The sequence below is a fragment of the Gordonia sp. HS-NH1 genome (assembly GCF_001418765.1).
GTDB lineage: Bacteria > Actinomycetota > Actinomycetes > Mycobacteriales > Mycobacteriaceae > Gordonia.
Map to the genome: position 1 here is coordinate 184,324 of NZ_LIYC01000005.1, position 18,863 is coordinate 203,186.

Here is an 18,863-nt window from a genome sequence, read left to right on the forward strand (position 1 = left end):
CGATCGCCTCAGCCCTGCGAGGACACCGCCGGTGCGCGATCGGCGGTCCGCGATCGCGCCATCGCCCCCAGAAGCAAGGCGAAGACAACGGTGAGGACCGTCCAGAGGATCACCTGGTTGGCGATCGCGTACACCCGGAAATCTCCGATCACGTCACCGGGGAAACCGGGGAACACGATCTGGCCGGCGTCGTTGCGGACCGGTTCGGGGACCTCGCTGAACGACGGCGAGAACGCGAGCACGATCGCGACCCCGACCAGGTAGGCCGCGGTGCCGGCGACCGCCGAGATCAATCCGCCGATCCGCGGGCGCAGCCAGAGTGCGAGGACGACCGCCGCGATCGCGAGGATCACCGACGCGACGGTGATGGTGAGAAAGGCCCCGGTTCGTTCGCCGATCGTTTCGTCGTCGCCGACGGCGGGCGGGTTCGCCGGGTAGGCGAAGAACGGCACGGCGAACACGGCCACGAAACCGATCCCGCCCAGCGCGCCGGCGACCGCTCGCGGATCGGTGGCCGGGTGACGGCTGCCGAGGTAGCTCCACAGCACGGTGAACGCCACCGCGAAGAACGCACCCATACACAGGGCGAAGACGACGTTGCCGACGCCGGCACCGAGGTTCTCCTGCATCGCGCGTGTGAACAGCTCACCGCCCTCACCGTGGGTGTGGCCGCCCGGCTCGGCAGCGTGGGCCAGCGCCTCCTCAGCCTCCGATCGGGCGCCCTCGTAGTCGACGGCCTTGCCGACCACCGGCTCGAGGTAGAACCGGGCGAACACGAACGAGACGATTCCTGCGATCAGACCTGCGAGCAGGCCGGCGCCGATGAACTTCTTTTCCATATTGAGTTCGACTTCCTGTCGGTGTGGCCGGCGAGGCCGGCTCAGTGGCAGGGGAAGCCGAGGAAGTGACGGGCGTCGTGCACGAACTCGTGCACGTGGGTGTCGGAACCGAAGACGGACACGACACCCTGGTCGTACCCGAGGAAGTAGTAGGCGAGTCCGGCCAACAGCACGGTCAGGCTCAGCCAGAGGGCGGTGCTCGCGACCGAGAGGTTCGGTACGGCCAGGGCACGGGCCGGTGCGGCCTGTGCAACCGCGGTGGTACGAGGAGCTGTCATGGTGGGTCCTTTCGCCGATCTCGCGTCGGAGAGTCCGTGGATATGATGCACGCCGGCACGGCATCCTGACTCACGTCTCCCCGTCACCGTCGAAACGTCGACCGCGTCGATGGGCAGCGTTCACAGTGGCGCGACCGTTCCGGACTCTCACCGGATTCCCCGTACAGGCGTGGGATGACTGTATACCGCGTCCTGTCGTACGCGTGCGACATAGTGGAGAGATGCCCCGCGCTTCGGTGCTCGACCGCTTCACCGCCCCCACCCGACGATGGTTCACGGGCGCGTTCACCTCGCCCACGGCCGCGCAGAAGGGCGCCTGGACCTCCATCGCCGACGGCGCGAACACCCTGGTCATCGCGCCGACCGGGTCGGGCAAGACCCTGGCGGCGTTCCTCTGGGCCCTCGACCGGCTCGCCGCCGACCCCGACAGCCGTCCCGCGGGCACCAAGGTCGTCTACATCTCGCCACTGAAGGCACTGGCCGTCGACGTCGAGCGCAACCTCCGCGCGCCGTTGACCGGCATCACCCGCGCCGCCCAGGAACTCAATCTCCCGGAGCCGAACATCACCGTGGGCGTTCGTTCGGGCGACACCTCGGCCGCCGACCGGCGCGCCCTGGTCAAGACCCCACCCGACATCCTCATCACGACCCCGGAGTCGCTGTACCTGATGCTCACCTCGGCCGCGCGGGAGAGCCTCACCGGTGTGGAGGCGATCATCGTCGACGAGGTGCACGCGGTCGCCGCGACCAAACGCGGCACTCACCTCGCGCTGACCCTGGAACGCCTCGACGAGCTGTTGGACAAGCCCGCCCAGCGGATCGGACTCTCGGCGACCGTCCGTCCGCCGGGGGTGGTGGCGGGGTTCCTGTCCGGCGCCGCGCCGTGTCAGGTGGTCAAACCCAAAGCCGACAAGACGTTCGACCTGCGCGTCGACGTCCCCGTCGAGGACATGGCCAACATCCCGCCCCCGGTGTCCGATGCCGATCCCGCCGCGCTGGACGACGCGTTCTCGCCGACCGCCGGTTCGCTGTGGCCGTACGTCGAGGCCTCGATCGTCGACCAGATCGAGGCCAACCGGGCGACGATCGTCTTCGCCAACTCGCGACGGCTGGCCGAGAAACTCACCGCCCGGCTCAACGAGATCCACGCCGAACGCCACGGCGAACCGGCCGAACCGACCGGCAATCCGTCGGTCGCCGGCGGTGCCCCGGCGTTCGTGATGGGCAGCGGCGCGAGCTCCGGCGCGGAGCCGGTGCTCGCCCGCGCACACCACGGCTCGGTCAGCAAGGAGCAGCGCGCCCAGATCGAGGACGACCTGAAGGCCGGACGACTCTCGTGCGTGGTGGCCACCAGCTCACTCGAACTCGGTATCGACATGGGCGCGGTCGATCTCGTGATCCAGGTGGAGTCGCCGCCGTCGGTCGCCAGCGGACTGCAGCGGATCGGTCGCGCGGGACACCAGGTTGGCGAGATCAGCCAGGGCATCCTCTACCCGAAGCACCGCACCGACCTGCTGCACTGCACCGTGACCGTCAGCCGGATGCTCGACGGGGCGATCGAGGAGATCAAGGTTCCCCAGAACCCCCTCGACATCCTCGCCCAGCAGACCATCGCGGCCGCAGCGGTCGACGACCTCGAGGTGGACCACTGGTACGACGTGGTGCGGCGAGCGGCGCCCTACCGCGAACTGGGCCGAGGCGTCTTCGACGCGACCCTCGACCTGATCGCGGGACGTTTCCCGTCCGACGAGTTCGCTGAGCTGCGCCCCCGGGTCAACTGGGACCGCGACGCCGGAGTCATCACCGGCCGCCGCGGAGCCCAGCGCCTCGCGGTCACCTCGGGCGGTTCGATCCCCGACCGCGGCCTGTTCGGCGTGTTCATGGTCGGCGAGAAGGCCACTCGCGTGGGCGAACTCGACGAGGAGATGGTCTACGAGTCGCGGGTCGGCGATGTGTTCGCCCTGGGGGCGACCAGCTGGCGAATCGAGGACATCACCCACGACCGCGTCCTGGTCTCGCCCGCGTTCGGTCAGCCGGGCCGGTTGCCGTTCTGGATCGGCGACGCGAAAGGACGACCCGCCGAACTCGGGGCCGCGATCGGCGCGTTCACCCAGTCGATCGCCGATCCCGGGAAGCTCGACGACCACGCGGATCGCCTGGGACTGACCGAGAACGCCCGCACCAACCTCGCGACACTCATCGCCGAACAGCGCGAGGCGACCGGCCACCTGCCCACCGACCGCACGCTGGTCGTCGAACGGTTTCGCGACGAGCTCGGCGACTGGCGAGTGATCCTGCACTCCCCCTACGGTTTACGTGTCCACGCACCATGGGCGAGTGCCATCTCGCAGCGGCTGCTGGAGACGCTGGGGATCGAAGGCGCGACCACGGCCTCCGACGACGGCATCATCCTGCGCATGCCCGACACCGACGACGCCCCACCCGGAGCGGACATGTTCCTCCTCGACCCGGACGAGGTCGAGCAACTCGTGACCGACGGGCTCGCCGACTCGTCGATGTTCGCGTCCCGGTTCCGCGAATGTGCCGCACGCGCACTGCTGTTGCCCCGACGGGATCCGGGGCGGCGCGCCCCGCTGTGGCAACAACGGCAGCGCAGCGCGCAACTGCTGTCCGTCGCATCGAAGTTCCCCGATTTCCCGATCGTGCTCGAGGCGGTTCGCGAATGCCTGCAGGACGTCTACGATCTCCCCGCGCTCCTCGATCTGCTGACCCGCATCCGCACGCGCCGGATCCGGGTCGTGGAGACCGAGACACAGAGCCCGTCTCCCTTCGCCGCCTCGCTGCTTTTCGGGTACGTGGGGGCGTTCATGTACGCCGACGACGCTCCGCTCGCCGAGCGCCGAGCGGCCGCACTCTCCCTCGACACCAGCCTGCTCGCACAACTGCTCGGACGCGTCGACCTGCGGGAACTGCTCGACCCGGCCGTCATCGCCGAGGTGATCGCCCGGCTCCAGCGCCTGTCCCCCGAACGCCAGGCCCGCGACGCCGAGGACGTCGTCGACCTGTTGCGGTGGCTGGGGCCCCTCACCACCGAGGAGGTCGCGGCCAGGTACCGCGGCGAGACTCCCGCGCCCGAACTGCTCACCGAACTGCACCGCGTCGGGCAGATCATCTCGGTGAACCACAACGCTCGCGCCCTGTGGGCCGCGATCGACGACACCGCCCGCCTCCGCGACGCGCTGGGGGTTCCGGCGCCGCTCGGCATCCCGGCGGCCTACCTCGAACCGGTGCCCGATCCGGTCGGGGACCTGATCGGCCGTTACGCCCGCACCCACGGCCCGTTCACCGTCCCGGAGGCCGCCGCGGCCCTGGGTGTCGCCACCGGGGTCGTGCGCGACACCCTGAACCGCCTCGCCGCGGAACGACGCGTCGTCGAAGGCGATTTCCTGCCGGAGAGCGGCGCCGACACCGCCCCCCGCGAGGGCCAGTGGTGTCACACCGACGTGCTCGGTCAGATCCGCCGAGGCTCGCTCGCCGCGAGCCGCGCCGAGGTGGCACCGGTGGGCACCGACGTACTCGCCCGTTTCCTCGCCGACTGGCAGCACGCCTCGCCGGGCACGCAACTGCGGGGAGTAGACGGGGTGGCGACGGTGATCGACCAGCTGGCGGGGTTCCCGCTCCCGGCGTCGGCGTGGGAGTCACTGGTCCTGCCCGCCCGGATCTCCGACTATGCACCGCCCATGCTCGACGAACTGCTCAGCGCCGGCGAGGTGATCTGGTCCGGCCACGGTCGGATCGGGAACTCCGACGGCTGGGTGGCCCTGCATCCGGCGGACGTCGCGGTGCTCACGCTGCCCGACGCCGACGAGATCGACACGACCCCGGTGCACGACGCGGTCACGGCCGCTCTCGAACCCGGTGGTGCACTGCGATTCCCGCAGATCGCCGCCGACATCAGCACCGGCACCGCCACGCCGGCCGCCGACATCGAGAGCGCGCTGTGGGACCTCGTATGGGCCGGACAGGTCAGCAACGACAGCTTCGCGCCCGTCCGGGCACTCCTGCAGCCACGGCGCAGCCCGTCCGCACCGCGCTCGGCCCCGGCTCATCGGGCACGCGGGCGCGCACCGCGGCTCCGCGCCGGTCGTCTGTCGGCCCGGTATCTGACCGAGCACTCCACGTCGCCGCCGGTGTCGCCGACGGCGAGCGGTCGCTGGTTCGCTCTCGACCACCCCTCGACCGAACCGACGATCGCCACGCAGGGCCTGTGTGACCAGTTGCTCACCCGGTACGGCGTGATCACGCGCGGGAGCGTCGTCGCCGAGGAGGTCACCGGGGGCTTCGCGCGGGTGTACAAGGCGCTCACCGTCTTCGAGGACAACGGACACGTCCGTCGCGGCTACTACGTCGACGGTCTCGGCGGAGCACAGTTCGCCTCGCCCGCCACGGTCGACGAGTTGCGCCGGCATGCACTCCCCGATCGCAAACCGCCCCGCGAGGCCACGGTGCTGGCCGCGACGGATCCGGCCAACCCCTTCGGGGCCGCGCTGGAGTGGCCGCGGTCCCGCGACACCGACGCCGGCCACCGCCCGGGCCGCAAACCGGGAGCGCTGGTGGTGCTCGTGGACGGCGAACTGGTGAGTTTCGTCGAGCGCGGCGGCAAGACGCTGCTCACGTTCAGCGACTCGATCCCGCGGCTGGAGTCGGCCGCCGGCGCGCTGGTCGCGCTCGTCCGGCGCGGTCGGATCTCCCGCCTGACGATCGACCACATCGACTCCGAGCCCGTGCGCGCCACCGACTTCGGCAAGGTACTCGTCGAAGCCGGGTTCTCGACGACACCGCGCGGCATCCGCCTGCGCTTCGGTGATCATGCCTGAGGGGGGCCATGCCTGAGGGCGACACCGTCTTCGCCGCCGCGGCACGTCTGCGGGCCGGGCTCGCCGGCCGCGTGCTCGAGTCGACGGACTTCCGGATCCCGTCACTGGCGACCGCCGATCTGTCCGGCCGGGAGGTGTCGGCGGTTCGCTCGGTGGGCAAACACCTGCTCATCGACATCGCCGAGAGCAGCCCCGGAACCGGTGACACCGTGAGCATCCACTCACACCTGAAGATGGAGGGTGCCTGGCATGTGCATCCTCGCGGGCAGCGCTGGCGGCGACCGGCCTATCAGGCACGCGCGGTGCTGCGCACCGCCGACCACGAGGCGGTGGGTTTCGACCTGGGTGTGCTCGAACTGCTCGCCGACCCCGACGCCGCGCTCGCCTACCTCGGTCCCGACCTGCTCGCCGACGACTTCGACCGCGAGGAGGCGATCCGGCGACTCGCCTCGCAACCGGATGAGACCATCGGTGCCGCGTTGCTCGACCAACGCCTCATCGCCGGGATCGGCAACGTCTTTCGCAGCGAGATCTGCTTCCTCCGCCGGGTCCTGCCGACCCGACCGGTGCGCGAGGTCGACCTCGGGCCGGTCGTGGACCTGAGCCGACGCCTGTTGTGGGCCAACCGGATGCGATCGGCACGCACCACCACGGGTAACACCTCGCCCAACGCCCGGATGTGGGTGTACGGACGCCAGGGCCGGCTGTGCCGACGCTGCGCCACGCCGGTGAAGCGCGGCGAACTCGAATCCACCGGCGGCGAACGATCCATCTACTGGTGCCCCCGGTGTCAGATCTGATGGCCGGGATCGTCGGATCGACGTCCGCGGTCTACACCGGGTAACGCTCGGGCTCGGGCCCGAACTCGAAGCGGCGTGCGGTGATCGAGTCCACCGTGATCTCCACGTAGTTGTACTTCATCGTCGCGATCCACGGCCGCAACGGCAGCTGGTCGGCGGCCTCGATCTCCTGCAGGGACACCAGGATGCGCGCCGTCCCCTTGGCGACGACGCTCCACCCGTCACTGTCGGTGTACCCGTCGGCCTCGAACGCCACCCGCGAATTCACCGCCAGCTCCGACAATTTCGTGCCTTCACCGGTCCGCAGCAGGACGCGGTCCGGCGTCGCATGGAAATTGACCGGGAAGATGTCGGGCTGACCGTCGACGCTCAACGCGATCCGGCCGAGCTCGGCGGCTCCCAACAGATCCCAGGCCTCGTCGGTGGTGAGCACCCGAACCGCTTCGTCGACCATGACCGTCTCCTTCTCCCCCACCCCGATCGTGCTCCACGAACGGGCGGCGGGACAGAGGCCAACGTCCCGACTCGGCCCCCACCGTCACCGCGGAACGGGCACCGGCTCCAGAATCTCGGCCCGGGCCTCGGGGGCCGCGGCGCGCAAGGCGTCGGCGGAGTCGTCGTCGGGTTGCTGTTGCGAGGCCACCTCGGCTTCGACACGCGCGATGTAGGTCGCCACCTCGAAGTCACGCTGCTCGGTGGTCCACCCGAGCAGCGGCGCGAGCAGGTCGGCGACCTCGTCGGCGCAGTCGACCCCGCGATGGGAGTACTCGATCGCGATGCGGGTCCGCCGGGCGAGAACGTCCTCCAGATGCAGCGCCGCCTCGTCGACCGCCGCGTAGACCACCTCCACACGCAGATACTGCGGCGCCGCGGCGAGCGGCTGCAGCAGGCTCTTGTCCCCGTCGGCGTAGTAGAGCACGTCGTCGATAAGCGACCCGTAGCGGTTGAGAAGACGCCGAATCCGGTACGGGTGCAACCCGAATCGGCGCCCGAGGTGCTCACACTGATTGATGAGCGCGAAGTAGCCGTCCGCACCGAGCAGCGGGACGCGTTCGGTGATCGACGGCGCGACGCGGGTGGGGATGAAGTCGTCGCACGCATCGACGGCATCGGCGGCCATCACCCGGTAGGTGGTGTACTTCCCGCCCGCGATCGACACGAGTCCGGGCGCGACGGTCGCGACCGCGTGCTCGCGGGACAGCTTCGAGGTCTCGTCGTCCTCGCCGGCGAGCAACGGCCGCAGGCCGGCGTAGACGCCTTCGATGTCGTCGTGGGTGAGCTTGGTGACCAGGACCTCGTTGACGCGTTCGAGGATGTAGTCGATGTCGGCGCGGGTGGCGGCCGGATGCGCGAGGTCGAGGTTCCAGTCGGTGTCGGTGGTACCGATGATCCAGTGCGTCTCCCAGGGGATGACGAACAGCACCGAGTTGGCGGTGCGCAGGATGATCGCCGTCTCGCTGACGATGCGGTCGCGCGGCACCACGATGTGCACACCCTTGGACGCCCGAACCTTGAAGTGCCCGCGCTGCTTGGACAGCGCCTGTACCTCGTCGGTCCACACCCCCGCGGCGTTGATCACGCAGTGCGCGCGGATCTCCGTGACGTCGCCGTTCTCGGTGTCGCGCACCCGGACTCCGAGCACCCGGTCGGATTCGCGCAGGAAGCCGGTCACCTGGGTCGACGTCCGGATGACCGCACCGTAGTTGGCCGCCGTGCGGGCCACCGTGAGGCTGTGCCGAGCATCGTCGACGACCGTGTCGTAGTAACGTATTCCGCCGATCAGCGAGCTGCGCTTGAGGGCCGGCGCCGCGCGCAATGCGCCCGACCGGGTGACGTGACGTTGTCCGGGAACGGACTTGGCGCCGCCCATCCGGTCGTAGAGGAAGATGCCGGCTCCGACGTACGGCCGCTCCCAGACACGTTGCGTGAGCGGATACAGGAACGGCAGCGGCTTCACCAGGTGCGGCGCGAGGAACCGCAGCGACAACTCACGTTCGCGCAGAGCCTCACGGACGAGCCCGAATTCGAGCTGTTCGAGATAACGGAGCCCACCGTGGAACATCTTCGACGACCTGCTCGAGGTACCCGAGGCGATGTCACGCGCCTCCACGAGCGCCACCCGCAGGCCGCGGGTGGCCGCGTCGAGTGCGGCGCCGACGCCCACCACGCCTCCGCCGATGACCACTACGTCGAACTGCTCCTCCCCGAACCTCCGCCACGCCTCGGCGCGGTAGAGGGGCCCCATGTCGGCCGGCCGGTCCGGGTTGAACTCGGTGTTCATGGTTGCCGAGCCTAATTGATCTCGGTGGGTCCGACAGCGTGCGACACTGTCCGGCGTGGGTAGGTCAGGCAAATACGTGGCGGCGATCGACCAGGGCACCACCTCGACCCGGGCGATGATCTTCGACCACAAAGGGCACGTCGTCGGCGTCGAACAGCTCGAGCACGAACAGATCTTCCCGCGCGCGGGCTGGGTGGAGCACGATGCCGCCGAGATCTGGCGCAACACGCGCCGGGTCGGGGCCGCTGCCCTCGCATCGGCCGAGCTGACCGCCAAGGACATCGTCGCGTGCGGCCTCACCAACCAGCGCGAGACCACCGTGATCTGGGAGCGCGACACCGGCAAGCCGGTGCACAACGCCATCGTCTGGCAGGACACGCGGACCGACGACCTGTGCACCGAACTCGCCGGCGACGTCGGCATGGACCGCTATCGCGATCGCACCGGCCTGCCGCTGTCGACCTACTTCGCCGGCCCGAAGGCCCGGTGGCTCCTCGATTCCGTCGACGGCCTCCGCGAGCGCGCCGAGAACGGGGAATTGTGTTTCGGCACAATGGATTCCTGGATTGCATGGAACATGACCGGCGGCGTGGACGGTGGCCGGCACGTCACAGACGTCACCAATGCCTCACGCACGATGCTCATGGATCTGCGGACCCAGCAGTGGGACCCCGAGATCTGCGCCGAGATGGGCATCCCGATGGCCATGCTGCCCGAGATCAAGAGCTCCTCAGGCGATTTCGGCGCTCTCCGCGGCAACGGCCCCCTCCCCGGCGTACCGCTGTCGGGCATCCTCGGAGACCAGCAGGCCGCGACATTCGGCCAGGCCTGCCTGGAACCCGGCGAGGCGAAGAACACCTATGGCACCGGGAACTTCCTGCTCCTCAACACCGGCACCGAGCCGGTCTTCAGTGAGCACGGGCTGCTCACCACCGTCTGCTACCGGATCGGCGACCAGCCCGCGCGTTACGCACTCGAGGGTTCGATCGCGGTGACCGGTTCGCTCATCCAGTGGCTGCGCGACAATCTCGGCCTGATCTCGCAGGCGTCCGACGTCGAGGGACTGGCCGCCGGGGTCGACGACAACGGTGGTGCCTACTTCGTGCCGGCGTTCTCCGGACTCTTCGCGCCGCGCTGGCGGCCCGACGCCCGCGGCGTCATCGTGGGTCTCACCCGCTTCGTCGACAAAGGTCACATCGCGCGGGCAGCGTTGGAGGCCAGCGCTTTTCAGACCCGGGAGGTCATCGAGGCGATGCAGGCCGACTCCGGGGTGGAACTGTCGACACTCAAGGTCGACGGCGGCATGGTCGTCAACGAACTGCTCATGCAGTTCCAGGCCGACATCCTGGATGTCCCGGTCGTGCGCCCGGTCGTCAACGAGACGACCGCGCTCGGGGCGGCCTACGCGGCCGGCCTGGCGGTGGGCTTCTGGGAGAGCGAGGACGAGATCCGCGCCAACTGGGCCGAGGACAAGCGGTGGGAGCCGGGGATGGAGGCAGCCGAACGCGACCGCCTCTACGCGGGGTGGAACCGGGCGGTCGAGCACAGCTTCGGCCTGACCTGAACCGGCGCGAACCGCGGCCGACGGCCGCGCCTCACACCACGTGGTCGGCGAGGACGGCGACCACACCGGCACTTCCGCCGAGTGCCGCGGCTGCCTCGTAGGCCGATTCGCGGAGCGCGTCGCGTGGGGACTCACCGGTGGTCGACGGCGACATCGCTGCCACGGCGCAGTCGACGGCACGGGCACGGCGGAAGCTGTCGCGCTGTGCGGCGACGTCGCCGCGACGCTGGTGCGCGAATGCGTCGAAGTCGTGCTGGGCGGCGACGAGCCGGAGTCGTGCGACGCCGGCCATCGTCGCACCGCCCTGCCGGCGCCAGTGACCGATCACCTCCCGGATCTCGGGTGTCGACACCGCCGTCACGTCCATAACGGTGGCGACGATCAGGTGCAGACACGCGGTGAGGTCCTCGTCGGGCACCGCATCGACCAGCCGGGCGACGCCGCCGGGCAACCGGTCGACCCGCCTCAGCACGACCCCACCCGTCGCGAATGGGCATTCTCGACGATCACGCCGGCTCCGGTTTCGACGGGACCGGCCCCTCCGCGGACGTTCGGTCGTCGCCCGAAAGCGGTTGCGCTGCAGTGCCGTTGTCGCGCGCAGGATCAGTGTCGCCGGGCGGGGCGGACCGCGGGGACGAGGTCTCCCGGGAATCGGCCGCCGGAGGATCGGCGGCTGCCGGGAACGCCTGCCGAATCCAGTCGCCGATGACGGGCGGACCGACGAGCGGCATGTCGCCGACGATCTCCGCACCGTGTTCCCGGTTGTGGAGGTACGGAGCGGCCCGGTGACGGTCGTCTTCGGCTCCGGGACGCCTGCCACCGCCCGGTACGCCGGCGGGCGGCATCCCCGCCGGGCGCTGGGCGACCGGCCCGGCCGGAGACGCCGGTGTCGGGGTGCCGGCAGTCGGGGTTGCCGGCGTCGGAGTGGCCGGCAGGGCAGACAGCGGTGGCGCAACCGCCCCGGGCGACAGGAAGGCGGGGACGGCCGTCGAGGCCGGGACATCCGCTCCGGCTCCGGCACCACTCCCCGACGCTCCGGCGCGGGACCCGGACTCCGCGGTGCCGTCGGCGCCCGCGGCGTGCGATCCCGGTGTCGCCGCACCCCGGGTCGTCGACTCTGGTGTGGCCCGGCCTCCGCGCAGCAGGCCGTCGGACCCGTCGGTGCTGCCGCGGCCCGAGGCACCCGAGGGCGGACCTCCCGACCCCGACGGCGTCGACGACGGACCCGGACCTCCGCCACCCGGAGGCGGGCCGACGGCGCCGACCGGTGCCGGCACGCCGGACGGTGCGGGGCGGCCGAAGTCGCCGGCATCGACGGTGTTACCCGCCTGACCCCGCGCGGCGTCGGACCCCGAGCCCCCGGTTCCGGGGCCACCACCCGTTGCCGCGCCCGGGAGGCCTGCGGTGACTCCGTTGGCGCCGGTCGGGTCGTGCGGGAGGGAGTGCTGCAGTCCGATCATCGGTGACGAGTAGGCACCCGTCATGGTGCGATCGGCCTCATGCCGCACCGAAGGCGCGTCCTCGGGATTGTCTCGGATGTGCTGCTGCAACTCGCGCAGCCGCCCCTCCTGACCGCGGGCCGACCCGAGGATTCCCGTCGCGCTCGTCAGCGCGTCACCGATCCGGCTCGCGGTGTCCGACGTCGCCGTCAGATCGGCGGACAGCGACCGGCCGGCTTCCAGTGCCGCGTCGGAGGCCACCCCGAGCATGCCGTCGCCGAACATCGCCTGCATCCGTTCGGCTGCCCGCCGGACGGACTCGATCGCCTTCAGGATCGTCTCGACGTCACCGCGCGCGCGTCCCGGTTCCATGGTGCTCAGGACATCGAGGATCTCGTCGATGCTCATGCCCGCCCACTGTGTGCGGTCGCCGCCGAACATGCGCTCGTTGCGGCTGCCGTAGGTGTTGTAGGACTTCTCCGGCGAGGTCACGACACCCCCTTGGTCGCTGGCCGGGACGAACGAATTCGTCCGACCCTACCGTGGCATCGCCTGCCGCGGTGAACACCGGCACCGCCTGTGCACAGCGGCGGGCTCTGTCTCAGTCCAGGTCGTCGTGGCGGACCAGCTGGCGCGCCGCCTCGGTGATCGACCCGGTCAGCGACGGGTACACCGAGAAGGTCTGGGCGAGGTCGCCGACGGTGAGCTTGTTCTGCACCGCGAGGGCGATGGGCAGGATCAGCTCGGAGGCGTTCGGTGCCACCACGACTCCGCCGATGACCACGCCCGTGGCCGGCCGGCAGAAGATCTTCACGAACCCGCGGCGCAGGCCGCTCATCTTGGCGCGCGGGTTGGTGGCCAGTGGCAACATCACGGTGCGGGCCGGGTACTCACCGGTGTCGATCGCGTTCTGCGACACCCCCACCGTCGCGATCTCCGGACGTGTGAAGATCGCGGAGGCAACGGTTTTCAGCTTGATCGGGCTCACTCCCTCGCCCAGCGCGTGATACATGGCGATGCGGCCCTGCATGGCCGCGACCGATGCCAGCGGGAACAGCCCGGTGCAGTCGCCGGCCGCATAGATACCGGCGACCGACGTACGCGACACCCGGTCGACCTCGATGTATCCACCCTTGCCGACGGTCACGCCGGCGCGATCGAGGCCCAGGTCCGTGGTGTTCGGGACCGAACCGACGGTCATCAGCACGTGACTGCCGGTGACTGTCGAGCCGTCGGCCAGATGCGCGGTGACCGAGTCACCGTGGCGCTCGACCTTGTCGGCGCGGGCGTGTTTCACGAGTTCGACGCCGCGCTCGGCCAGCGCGTCCTCGAGCACCAGCGCGGCGTCCTCGTCCTCGTGCGGGAGCACACGGTCGCGGCTCGACACCAGCGTCACCTTGACGCCCAGTTCGGTATAGGCGTGGACGAACTCGGCGCCGGTGACGCCGGAACCGATGACGATGAGGTGTTCGGGGAGTTGCTCGAGGTCGTATAGCTGACGCCAGGTGAGGATGCGCTCCCCGTCGGGGCGGGCATCGGGCAGGACGCGGGGCGAGGCGCCCGTCGCCAGCAACACCACATCGCCGTCGTAGCGTTCGGTGGTTCCGTCGGCGAGGGTCGCGACGACGCTGTGGGTCGACACGCCCACCTGCCGCTCGTCGAGCATCGCGCTACCGGCGACGAGTTTGACGCCTTCGCTGATCAGCCGGGAGCGGATGTCCGCGGACTGGGCGAATGCCAGATCGCGGACCCGCTGGTGAATCTGCGGGAGCGTGACCGACGTGTCGTCGGTCTTGATGTTGATACCCAGGTCGACAGCGCGCCGGACCTCGGTGCGGATGCCGGTGGACGCGATGAAGGTCTTGGACGGCACGCAGTCCCACAGCACACAGGCACCGCCGATCCCGTCCGAATCGATCACCGTGATGTCGGCGCCGTAGGCGGCCGCCGCGAGCGCCGCCTCGTAACCCGCAGGTCCACCGCCGATGATGACGATCCTGGTCACTGTCACTCCTGTTCCCATGCCGGTTCGTCGCGGCGTCCTTCGTGGGGATGCTGCGCCCGGCTGCGTGTTGTAGCTGAACGAACTGCTCGCTGCTGGATTTCTCGGGTCGGACCGGCTGATGTCCGACGGGTCGGTGGAGGTCGCGGGGGTGATGCAACCTCGGTCGGGCGAGAGGGTCGACCCCGTTCGCGCCGCCTACCAAACTAGTCGTGCGCGGGTGACGTTGTGAACGTGGTCGCACACCGGCGCCGACGGCGTGCCGTACATCACTCGAAGCGCGGCTCGGCTCCCGTGCGGCCCGGGTCACACCCGAGCGACGGGCGTCGGTGTCGCCTTCCGGACTCGGCGACGACCATCTAGGCTCCATCCGTGCCCATCTATGCCGCCTACGGATCCAACATGCATCCCGACCAGATGGCCGAGCGCGCTCCGCACTCGCCGATGTCGGGCACCGGATGGCTTCGTGGCTGGCGTCTGACCTTCGGCGGCGGCGACATCGGCTGGGAGGGGTCACTGGCCACGGTCACCGAGGACCGCGACGACCCCGACGCCCGGGTGTTCGTGGTGCTGTACGACGTCACCACCGAGGACGAGGACCTCCTCGATCGGTGGGAGGGTTCCGAACTCGGCATCCACCGCAAGATCCGGGCTCGCGTCGACACCGCGGACGGCCCGGTCCTCGCCTGGCTGTATGTCCTCGACGCCTTCGAGGGCGGGCTCCCGTCGGCGCGCTACCTCGGGGTCATGGCCGAGGCGGCCGAGATCGCGGGTGCACCCGCGGAGTACGTGCAGGACCTGCGGTTGCGCGAGTCGCGGAACGTCGGGCCCGGCCCGGGTCCCGCGGAATAGCCGACGCCACCCCGGCGAGCCTCGGCTCGCTAGCCTGCCGCGCTCGTCGCGTTCAGCACTATCCCGGCGAGTGCGCGGACGCCGATCGCGAGGGCACGTTCGTCGAGATCGAAGTTCGGCGCGTGCAGGTCGACCTGCGGACCGAATCCGTCCCACACGCCCAGGCGGGCCATCGCCCCCGGCACGTGTTCGAGATACCAGGAGAAGTCCTCACCACCCGGCGACTGCGGTGTGTCCGCGACGGCGTTGGGTCCGATCGCGGCGACCGATCGCTCGAACATCGCGACCGCGATCTCGTCGTTGACGACCGGTGGCACCCCGCGGAAGTACGAGAGGTCATAGCGGACGCCGAGCGGTGCGAGCAGTTCGCCGACGACGCTGCGGACGAGCGGTTCGAGCTCGGCCCAGGTGGCGTGGTCGCCGGTGCGGACCGTCCCGCGCATGCGCCCTTCCTGCGGGATCGCGTTGGCCGCGCTGCCGGCGTTGGCGGCACCCCACACCATCACGGTCCCCGACCGCGGGTCGACGCGTCGTGACAGCACCCCGGGCAATCCGGTGATCACGGTGCCCATCGCGTAGATCAGGTCTCCGGTCAGATGCGGCCGCGACGTGTGCCCGCCGGCGGAGTGCAGTTGCAAGTCGATGTGGTCGGCCGCGGAGGTCAGGGGGCCGGACCGCAGACCGACCGTGCCGACCGGCAGGCGCGGATCGCAGTGCAGCGCGAAGATGCGCCCGAGACCGCTGGTCACCCCGGCGTCGATGGCGTCGAGGGCACCGCCGGGCATGACCTCTTCGGCGGCCTGGAAGATGAGGCGGACGCCGACGGGCAACGGCTCGGCCGCGGCGAGGAGTTTGGCGACGCCGATCAGGATGGCCGTGTGCGCGTCGTGCCCGCACGAATGCGATGCCCCCTCGACAGCCGAGGTGAACGGCAGGCCGGTGTGTTCGGTGACGGGCAGGGCATCCATGTCCGCTCGCAGTGCGATCCGGGGCTCACCGACGGGCCCCAGATCGCACACCACGCCGGTGCCCAACGGGAGTCGGCGCGGGTCGAGTCCGGCGGCGGTCAGTTCGCTCATCACCAGCTCGGTGGTGCGCACCTCCTGCCGGGACAGCTCGGGGTGCGCGTGGATCTCGCGCCGCCACGCGATGAGATCGGTGCCGTGCTCGGCGAGCCATGCGTCGATCGGATCGTCCGCCGCGGCGAAGCCCGCTCCCACGGCCGACATCAGAAGACCCCGGGCGGTGTCGGACGCGCGAGATCGTCGAGCAGCGGTGCGCGCAGTCCGCGTTTGATGAGTGCGAGGTTGGGACCGACGGTCGCGGCGCGAGCGCCGGCGAGCTCGGCTGCCCGTGCCGTGAGGTGCTCGGCGTCGACGGCCTCGTCCACGATCCCCGCGCCGACCGCGTCGTCGGCGCCGTATCGCCGACTCGTGTACATCGCCTCGGTCGCGGTGCGATCGGTCAGGCGGGTGCGCAGCAATGTGGCCATCCCCCGGGTGAACGGCATGGTGAGGGCGGCCTCGGGCAGCGACCAGAATCCGCGTTCGGTGCGCATCAGCACGTGGTCGGTGCACAACGCGAGCATGGCGCCGGCACCGAACGCGTGTCCGTTGATCGCGCTGACCGTGGGCACCGGCAGCGTGAGCACCTTCGCATACAGGGCATGGACGCGGTCGAGATACCCGGGCAGCTGATCGGGGGCGGTGAAGATGTGGTCGGTGTCCAGTCCGTTCGAGAAGAACTTCCCGGTGGCGGTGATCACGAGCGGACGTGACGGGGCGGCCACGATCTCGTCCAGCAGCCGGTCCACCTCGTCCAACCATTCCACCCGGAAGCGGTTCTCCGGATTGGACTCGCTGATCTCCTCCCCGTGCGTTCCGAGATGGAGTTCGACGACGTCCCCGGCATCGTTCAGAAATGGCATGTCCCGACCTTATCGCCCCCGGTCTCGTCGCCGCCGACCCGATCGGTCGGCGCGCTGCGTTCGTACGGCCGTCCGGCCTGGGGAACGGTTTAGGGTTGGCGCATGGACCCCACCGCCGACGCAGACGCCGCAGCCATCGTCGCCGCGGCCACGATCGCCGCCGAGACCGATGCCGCTGCACACGATGTGGCCGTCATCCTGGGGTCGGGGTGGTCGCCCGCGGCCGAGGCCTTCGGGCGACCGATCCGCTCGTTGCCGATGGCCGAGATCCCCGGGTTCACTCCGCCCAAGGCCGCCGGCCACGGCGGTGTGGTCCACTCGGTGCGGATCGGTGATCGGCGGGTCCTGTTGATGCTGGGCCGCATTCACGCCTACGAGGGGCACGACCTCGCCCGCGTGGTCCACCCGGTCCGCACCGCGGCGGCGGCCGGTGTCCACACCGTCGTGCTCACCAACGCGGCGGGCGGACTGCGCGCGGACATGTCGGTCGGACAACCCGTCCTCATCTCCGATCACCTGAACCTCACGGCCCGCTCCCCTCTTGTCGGCGCTCAGTTCGTCGACCTGGTCGACGCGTATTCACCGCGGCTGCGTGACATCGCGAGCGGAATCGACGCGGGTCTCGCGGAGGGTGTGTACGCCGGATTGCCCGGCCCGCACTACGAGACACCCGCCGAGATCCGGATGCTGCGGACGATGGGCGCCGACCTGGTCGGTATGTCGACCGTGCACGAGACCATCGCCGCCCGAGCCGCCGGCCTCGACGTGCTCGGGATCTCGCTGGTCACCAACCTCGCAGCCGGAATGACCGGCGAACACCTGAGCCACGCCGAGGTTCTCGAAGTGGGACGCGCGTCGGCGGCCCGGATGGGCGAACTGCTGGCACAGATCATCGGCGAGCTGTAGGACCGCACCGACTTCCGGCCGGGCCGAACCGAAGGAGCGACATGAGCTATCCACCGAGCGGTGGCGGCTACCCGCAGGGCGGTTACCCATCGGGCCCGGTGCCACCCGGACCGCCTCGATCACCGTGGTCGTCGCCCGCTGTGCTGGTGGCGATCGGCGCGGGCGTGCTCCTGGTGGTCGTGGGCGTGCTCGCGGCGCTGTTGCTGATCCCCACCGACGACGAGTCCGCGGACCGCGACACCGCTGATGGCGGACAACCGTCGGCATCGACCTTCACGAGCACCGTCACCCGATCGGCCGAGACGACCACCACCACGACGACTCCCACCACGACAACGCCGACACCCGACCGTCCCACCCCCACCGTCGCGGGGGCGGACTGGCAGGGGTTCACCACCGGCCCACGCTGCAACGCCGCGGGCGACCCGGCCGTCGTCGTGGGACAGACCTCACGATCGCGCGTCGTCATCTGCCAGGTCGGCACTCAGACAGGCCGTTGGTACTACAAGGGCGCTGCTCCGGAGGGTGGGATCGAGTTGCAGTTCCCGACCCGCACCGGCGACACCTTCGAAGCGCGCAACGGCGCTGTTCGTTACCTCGTCTCGCCGACGAGCCTCACCATCGTCGAAGGCGGCACCGTGCTCACCGAGGAACCCATGCTGGCCTACTGGTCGCTGCCCGGCTGAGCTTCCGAGACCGACTGGCCTCTCAGATCAGAGCTGTCGCGCCCTGCTGACGCAAAGATCTTCTCTGCGCTCTGGAGAAACACTGTGGAGTTGTCAAGGGACGGTTGCGGTCCCGAGGGGGCTCGGGTGCGGAAGGTGCTACGCGAAAGTGTGGGGTCAGGCGGCGTCGTCGAGTCGCTTGGTGCGCCGGTTGTAAGCCGGCAACGGACGGCGCCGTGGGTCGACGGTGGCAGGCGGCACGAGCCAGGGGTGTCGGTCGTAGCCGAGAATGATGTCCCAGCCGTGGTGGTGGACTTGGGTGTGGCAGCGTTGGCAGAGCAGGCAGCCGTTGTCGAGGTCGGTGGGGCCGCCGTCAGCCCAATGCCGCACATGGTGAACCTGGGTATGCGACGGCGGCGCACCGCATTTGACGCAGCAGGAGTCTCGGACGATTACGGCTTTGCGCAAGTGT

Annotated in this window: 16 protein-coding genes and 1 riboswitch; of the genes, 6 read left to right on the forward strand and 10 right to left on the reverse strand. The window is 70.1% G+C overall.

Annotated elements, in window-relative coordinates:
* Positions 1-8 precede the first annotated feature (8 nt).
* Both AMD30_RS06490 and AMD30_RS06495 read right to left on the reverse strand, forming a co-directional pair.
* Positions 9-839 carry a CbtA family protein gene (locus AMD30_RS06490; RefSeq protein ID WP_055475101.1) on the reverse strand — a complete coding sequence of 277 codons (831 nt, stop codon included), beginning with the start codon at positions 837-839 and terminating at the stop codon, positions 9-11.
* A gap of 41 nt (positions 840-880) precedes the next feature.
* Entirely contained in the window at positions 881-1,117 is a 237-nt protein-coding gene (locus AMD30_RS06495) for a CbtB domain-containing protein (protein ID WP_010841933.1), read from the reverse strand.
* A 37-nt stretch (positions 1,118-1,154) separates the two neighbouring features.
* A riboswitch (cobalamin riboswitch) is annotated at positions 1,155-1,322 on the reverse strand.
* A 16-nt stretch (positions 1,323-1,338) separates the two neighbouring features.
* Here AMD30_RS06495 and AMD30_RS06500 point away from each other — a divergent pair.
* Positions 1,339-5,955 carry an ATP-dependent helicase gene (locus AMD30_RS06500; protein ID WP_055475102.1) on the forward strand — a complete coding sequence of 1,539 codons (4,617 nt, stop codon included), beginning with the start codon at positions 1,339-1,341 and terminating at the stop codon, positions 5,953-5,955.
* 8 nt (positions 5,956-5,963) lie between these two features.
* A complete protein-coding gene (locus AMD30_RS06505; RefSeq protein WP_010841931.1) occupies positions 5,964-6,755 on the forward strand; it encodes a DNA-formamidopyrimidine glycosylase family protein in 792 nt (263 codons plus the stop codon).
* 31 nt (positions 6,756-6,786) lie between these two features.
* On the opposite strand, the gene AMD30_RS06510 is transcribed toward AMD30_RS06505, so the two are convergent.
* Both AMD30_RS06510 and glpD read right to left on the reverse strand, forming a co-directional pair.
* The gene (locus AMD30_RS06510) at positions 6,787-7,209 is read right to left on the reverse strand and encodes a pyridoxamine 5'-phosphate oxidase family protein (protein WP_014926241.1); all 423 of its coding nucleotides are present in this window, start codon (positions 7,207-7,209) and stop codon (positions 6,787-6,789) included.
* Between the two features lie 84 nt (positions 7,210-7,293).
* Positions 7,294-9,036, reverse strand: coding sequence for a glycerol-3-phosphate dehydrogenase (gene glpD, locus AMD30_RS06515; RefSeq protein WP_010841929.1), 1,743 nt, complete (start codon positions 9,034-9,036; stop codon positions 7,294-7,296).
* A gap of 76 nt (positions 9,037-9,112) precedes the next feature.
* Between glpD and glpK the strand changes: the two genes are divergently transcribed.
* Positions 9,113-10,600 (forward strand): glycerol kinase GlpK, encoded by a 1,488-nt coding sequence (glpK, locus tag AMD30_RS06520; protein WP_010841928.1) that lies wholly within the window; start codon positions 9,113-9,115, stop codon positions 10,598-10,600.
* Between the two features lie 31 nt (positions 10,601-10,631).
* Here glpK and AMD30_RS06525 read toward each other — a convergent pair whose 3' ends face one another.
* The 3 genes from AMD30_RS06525 to AMD30_RS06535 form a co-directional block, all read right to left on the reverse strand.
* Entirely contained in the window at positions 10,632-11,072 is a 441-nt protein-coding gene (locus tag AMD30_RS06525; protein ID WP_055475103.1) for a hypothetical protein, read from the reverse strand.
* 34 nt (positions 11,073-11,106) lie between these two features.
* A complete protein-coding gene (locus tag AMD30_RS06530) occupies positions 11,107-12,531 on the reverse strand; it encodes a hypothetical protein (protein WP_055475104.1) in 1,425 nt (474 codons plus the stop codon).
* Positions 12,532-12,640: 109 nt separating this feature from the next.
* Positions 12,641-14,044 (reverse strand): NAD(P)H-quinone dehydrogenase, encoded by a 1,404-nt coding sequence (locus tag AMD30_RS06535; RefSeq protein WP_010841925.1) that lies wholly within the window; start codon positions 14,042-14,044, stop codon positions 12,641-12,643.
* Between the two features lie 369 nt (positions 14,045-14,413).
* On the opposite strand from AMD30_RS06535, the gene AMD30_RS06540 reads away from it, so the two are divergent.
* Positions 14,414-14,893 carry a gamma-glutamylcyclotransferase gene (locus AMD30_RS06540; RefSeq protein WP_010841924.1) on the forward strand — a complete coding sequence of 160 codons (480 nt, stop codon included), beginning with the start codon at positions 14,414-14,416 and terminating at the stop codon, positions 14,891-14,893.
* A 29-nt stretch (positions 14,894-14,922) separates the two neighbouring features.
* Here the strand turns inward: AMD30_RS06540 and AMD30_RS06545 are convergent, their stop codons facing one another.
* A complete protein-coding gene (locus tag AMD30_RS06545) occupies positions 14,923-16,122 on the reverse strand; it encodes an amidohydrolase (protein WP_010841923.1) in 1,200 nt (399 codons plus the stop codon).
* Positions 16,122-16,820, reverse strand: a complete 699-nt coding sequence (locus tag AMD30_RS06550; RefSeq protein ID WP_055475105.1) for an enoyl-CoA hydratase/isomerase family protein — start codon at positions 16,818-16,820, stop codon at positions 16,122-16,124. Before AMD30_RS06550 ends, AMD30_RS06545 begins: the two co-directional genes overlap by 1 nt.
* A 102-nt stretch (positions 16,821-16,922) precedes the next feature.
* Here AMD30_RS06550 and AMD30_RS06555 point away from each other — a divergent pair, with 102 nt between their 5' ends.
* Together AMD30_RS06555 and AMD30_RS06560 are read left to right on the forward strand one after the other, a co-directional pair.
* A complete protein-coding gene (locus AMD30_RS06555; protein ID WP_010841921.1) occupies positions 16,923-17,726 on the forward strand; it encodes a purine-nucleoside phosphorylase in 804 nt (267 codons plus the stop codon).
* A 41-nt stretch (positions 17,727-17,767) separates the two neighbouring features.
* Positions 17,768-18,412: a hypothetical protein gene (locus AMD30_RS06560; RefSeq protein WP_055475106.1), complete on the forward strand. Its 645-nt coding sequence runs from the start codon at positions 17,768-17,770 to the stop codon at positions 18,410-18,412.
* A 156-nt stretch (positions 18,413-18,568) separates the two neighbouring features.
* Here the strand turns inward: AMD30_RS06560 and AMD30_RS06565 are convergent.
* Positions 18,569-18,863: HNH endonuclease signature motif containing protein (locus AMD30_RS06565; protein ID WP_197282750.1), on the reverse strand; the 295-nt coding region annotated here is incomplete at its 5' end.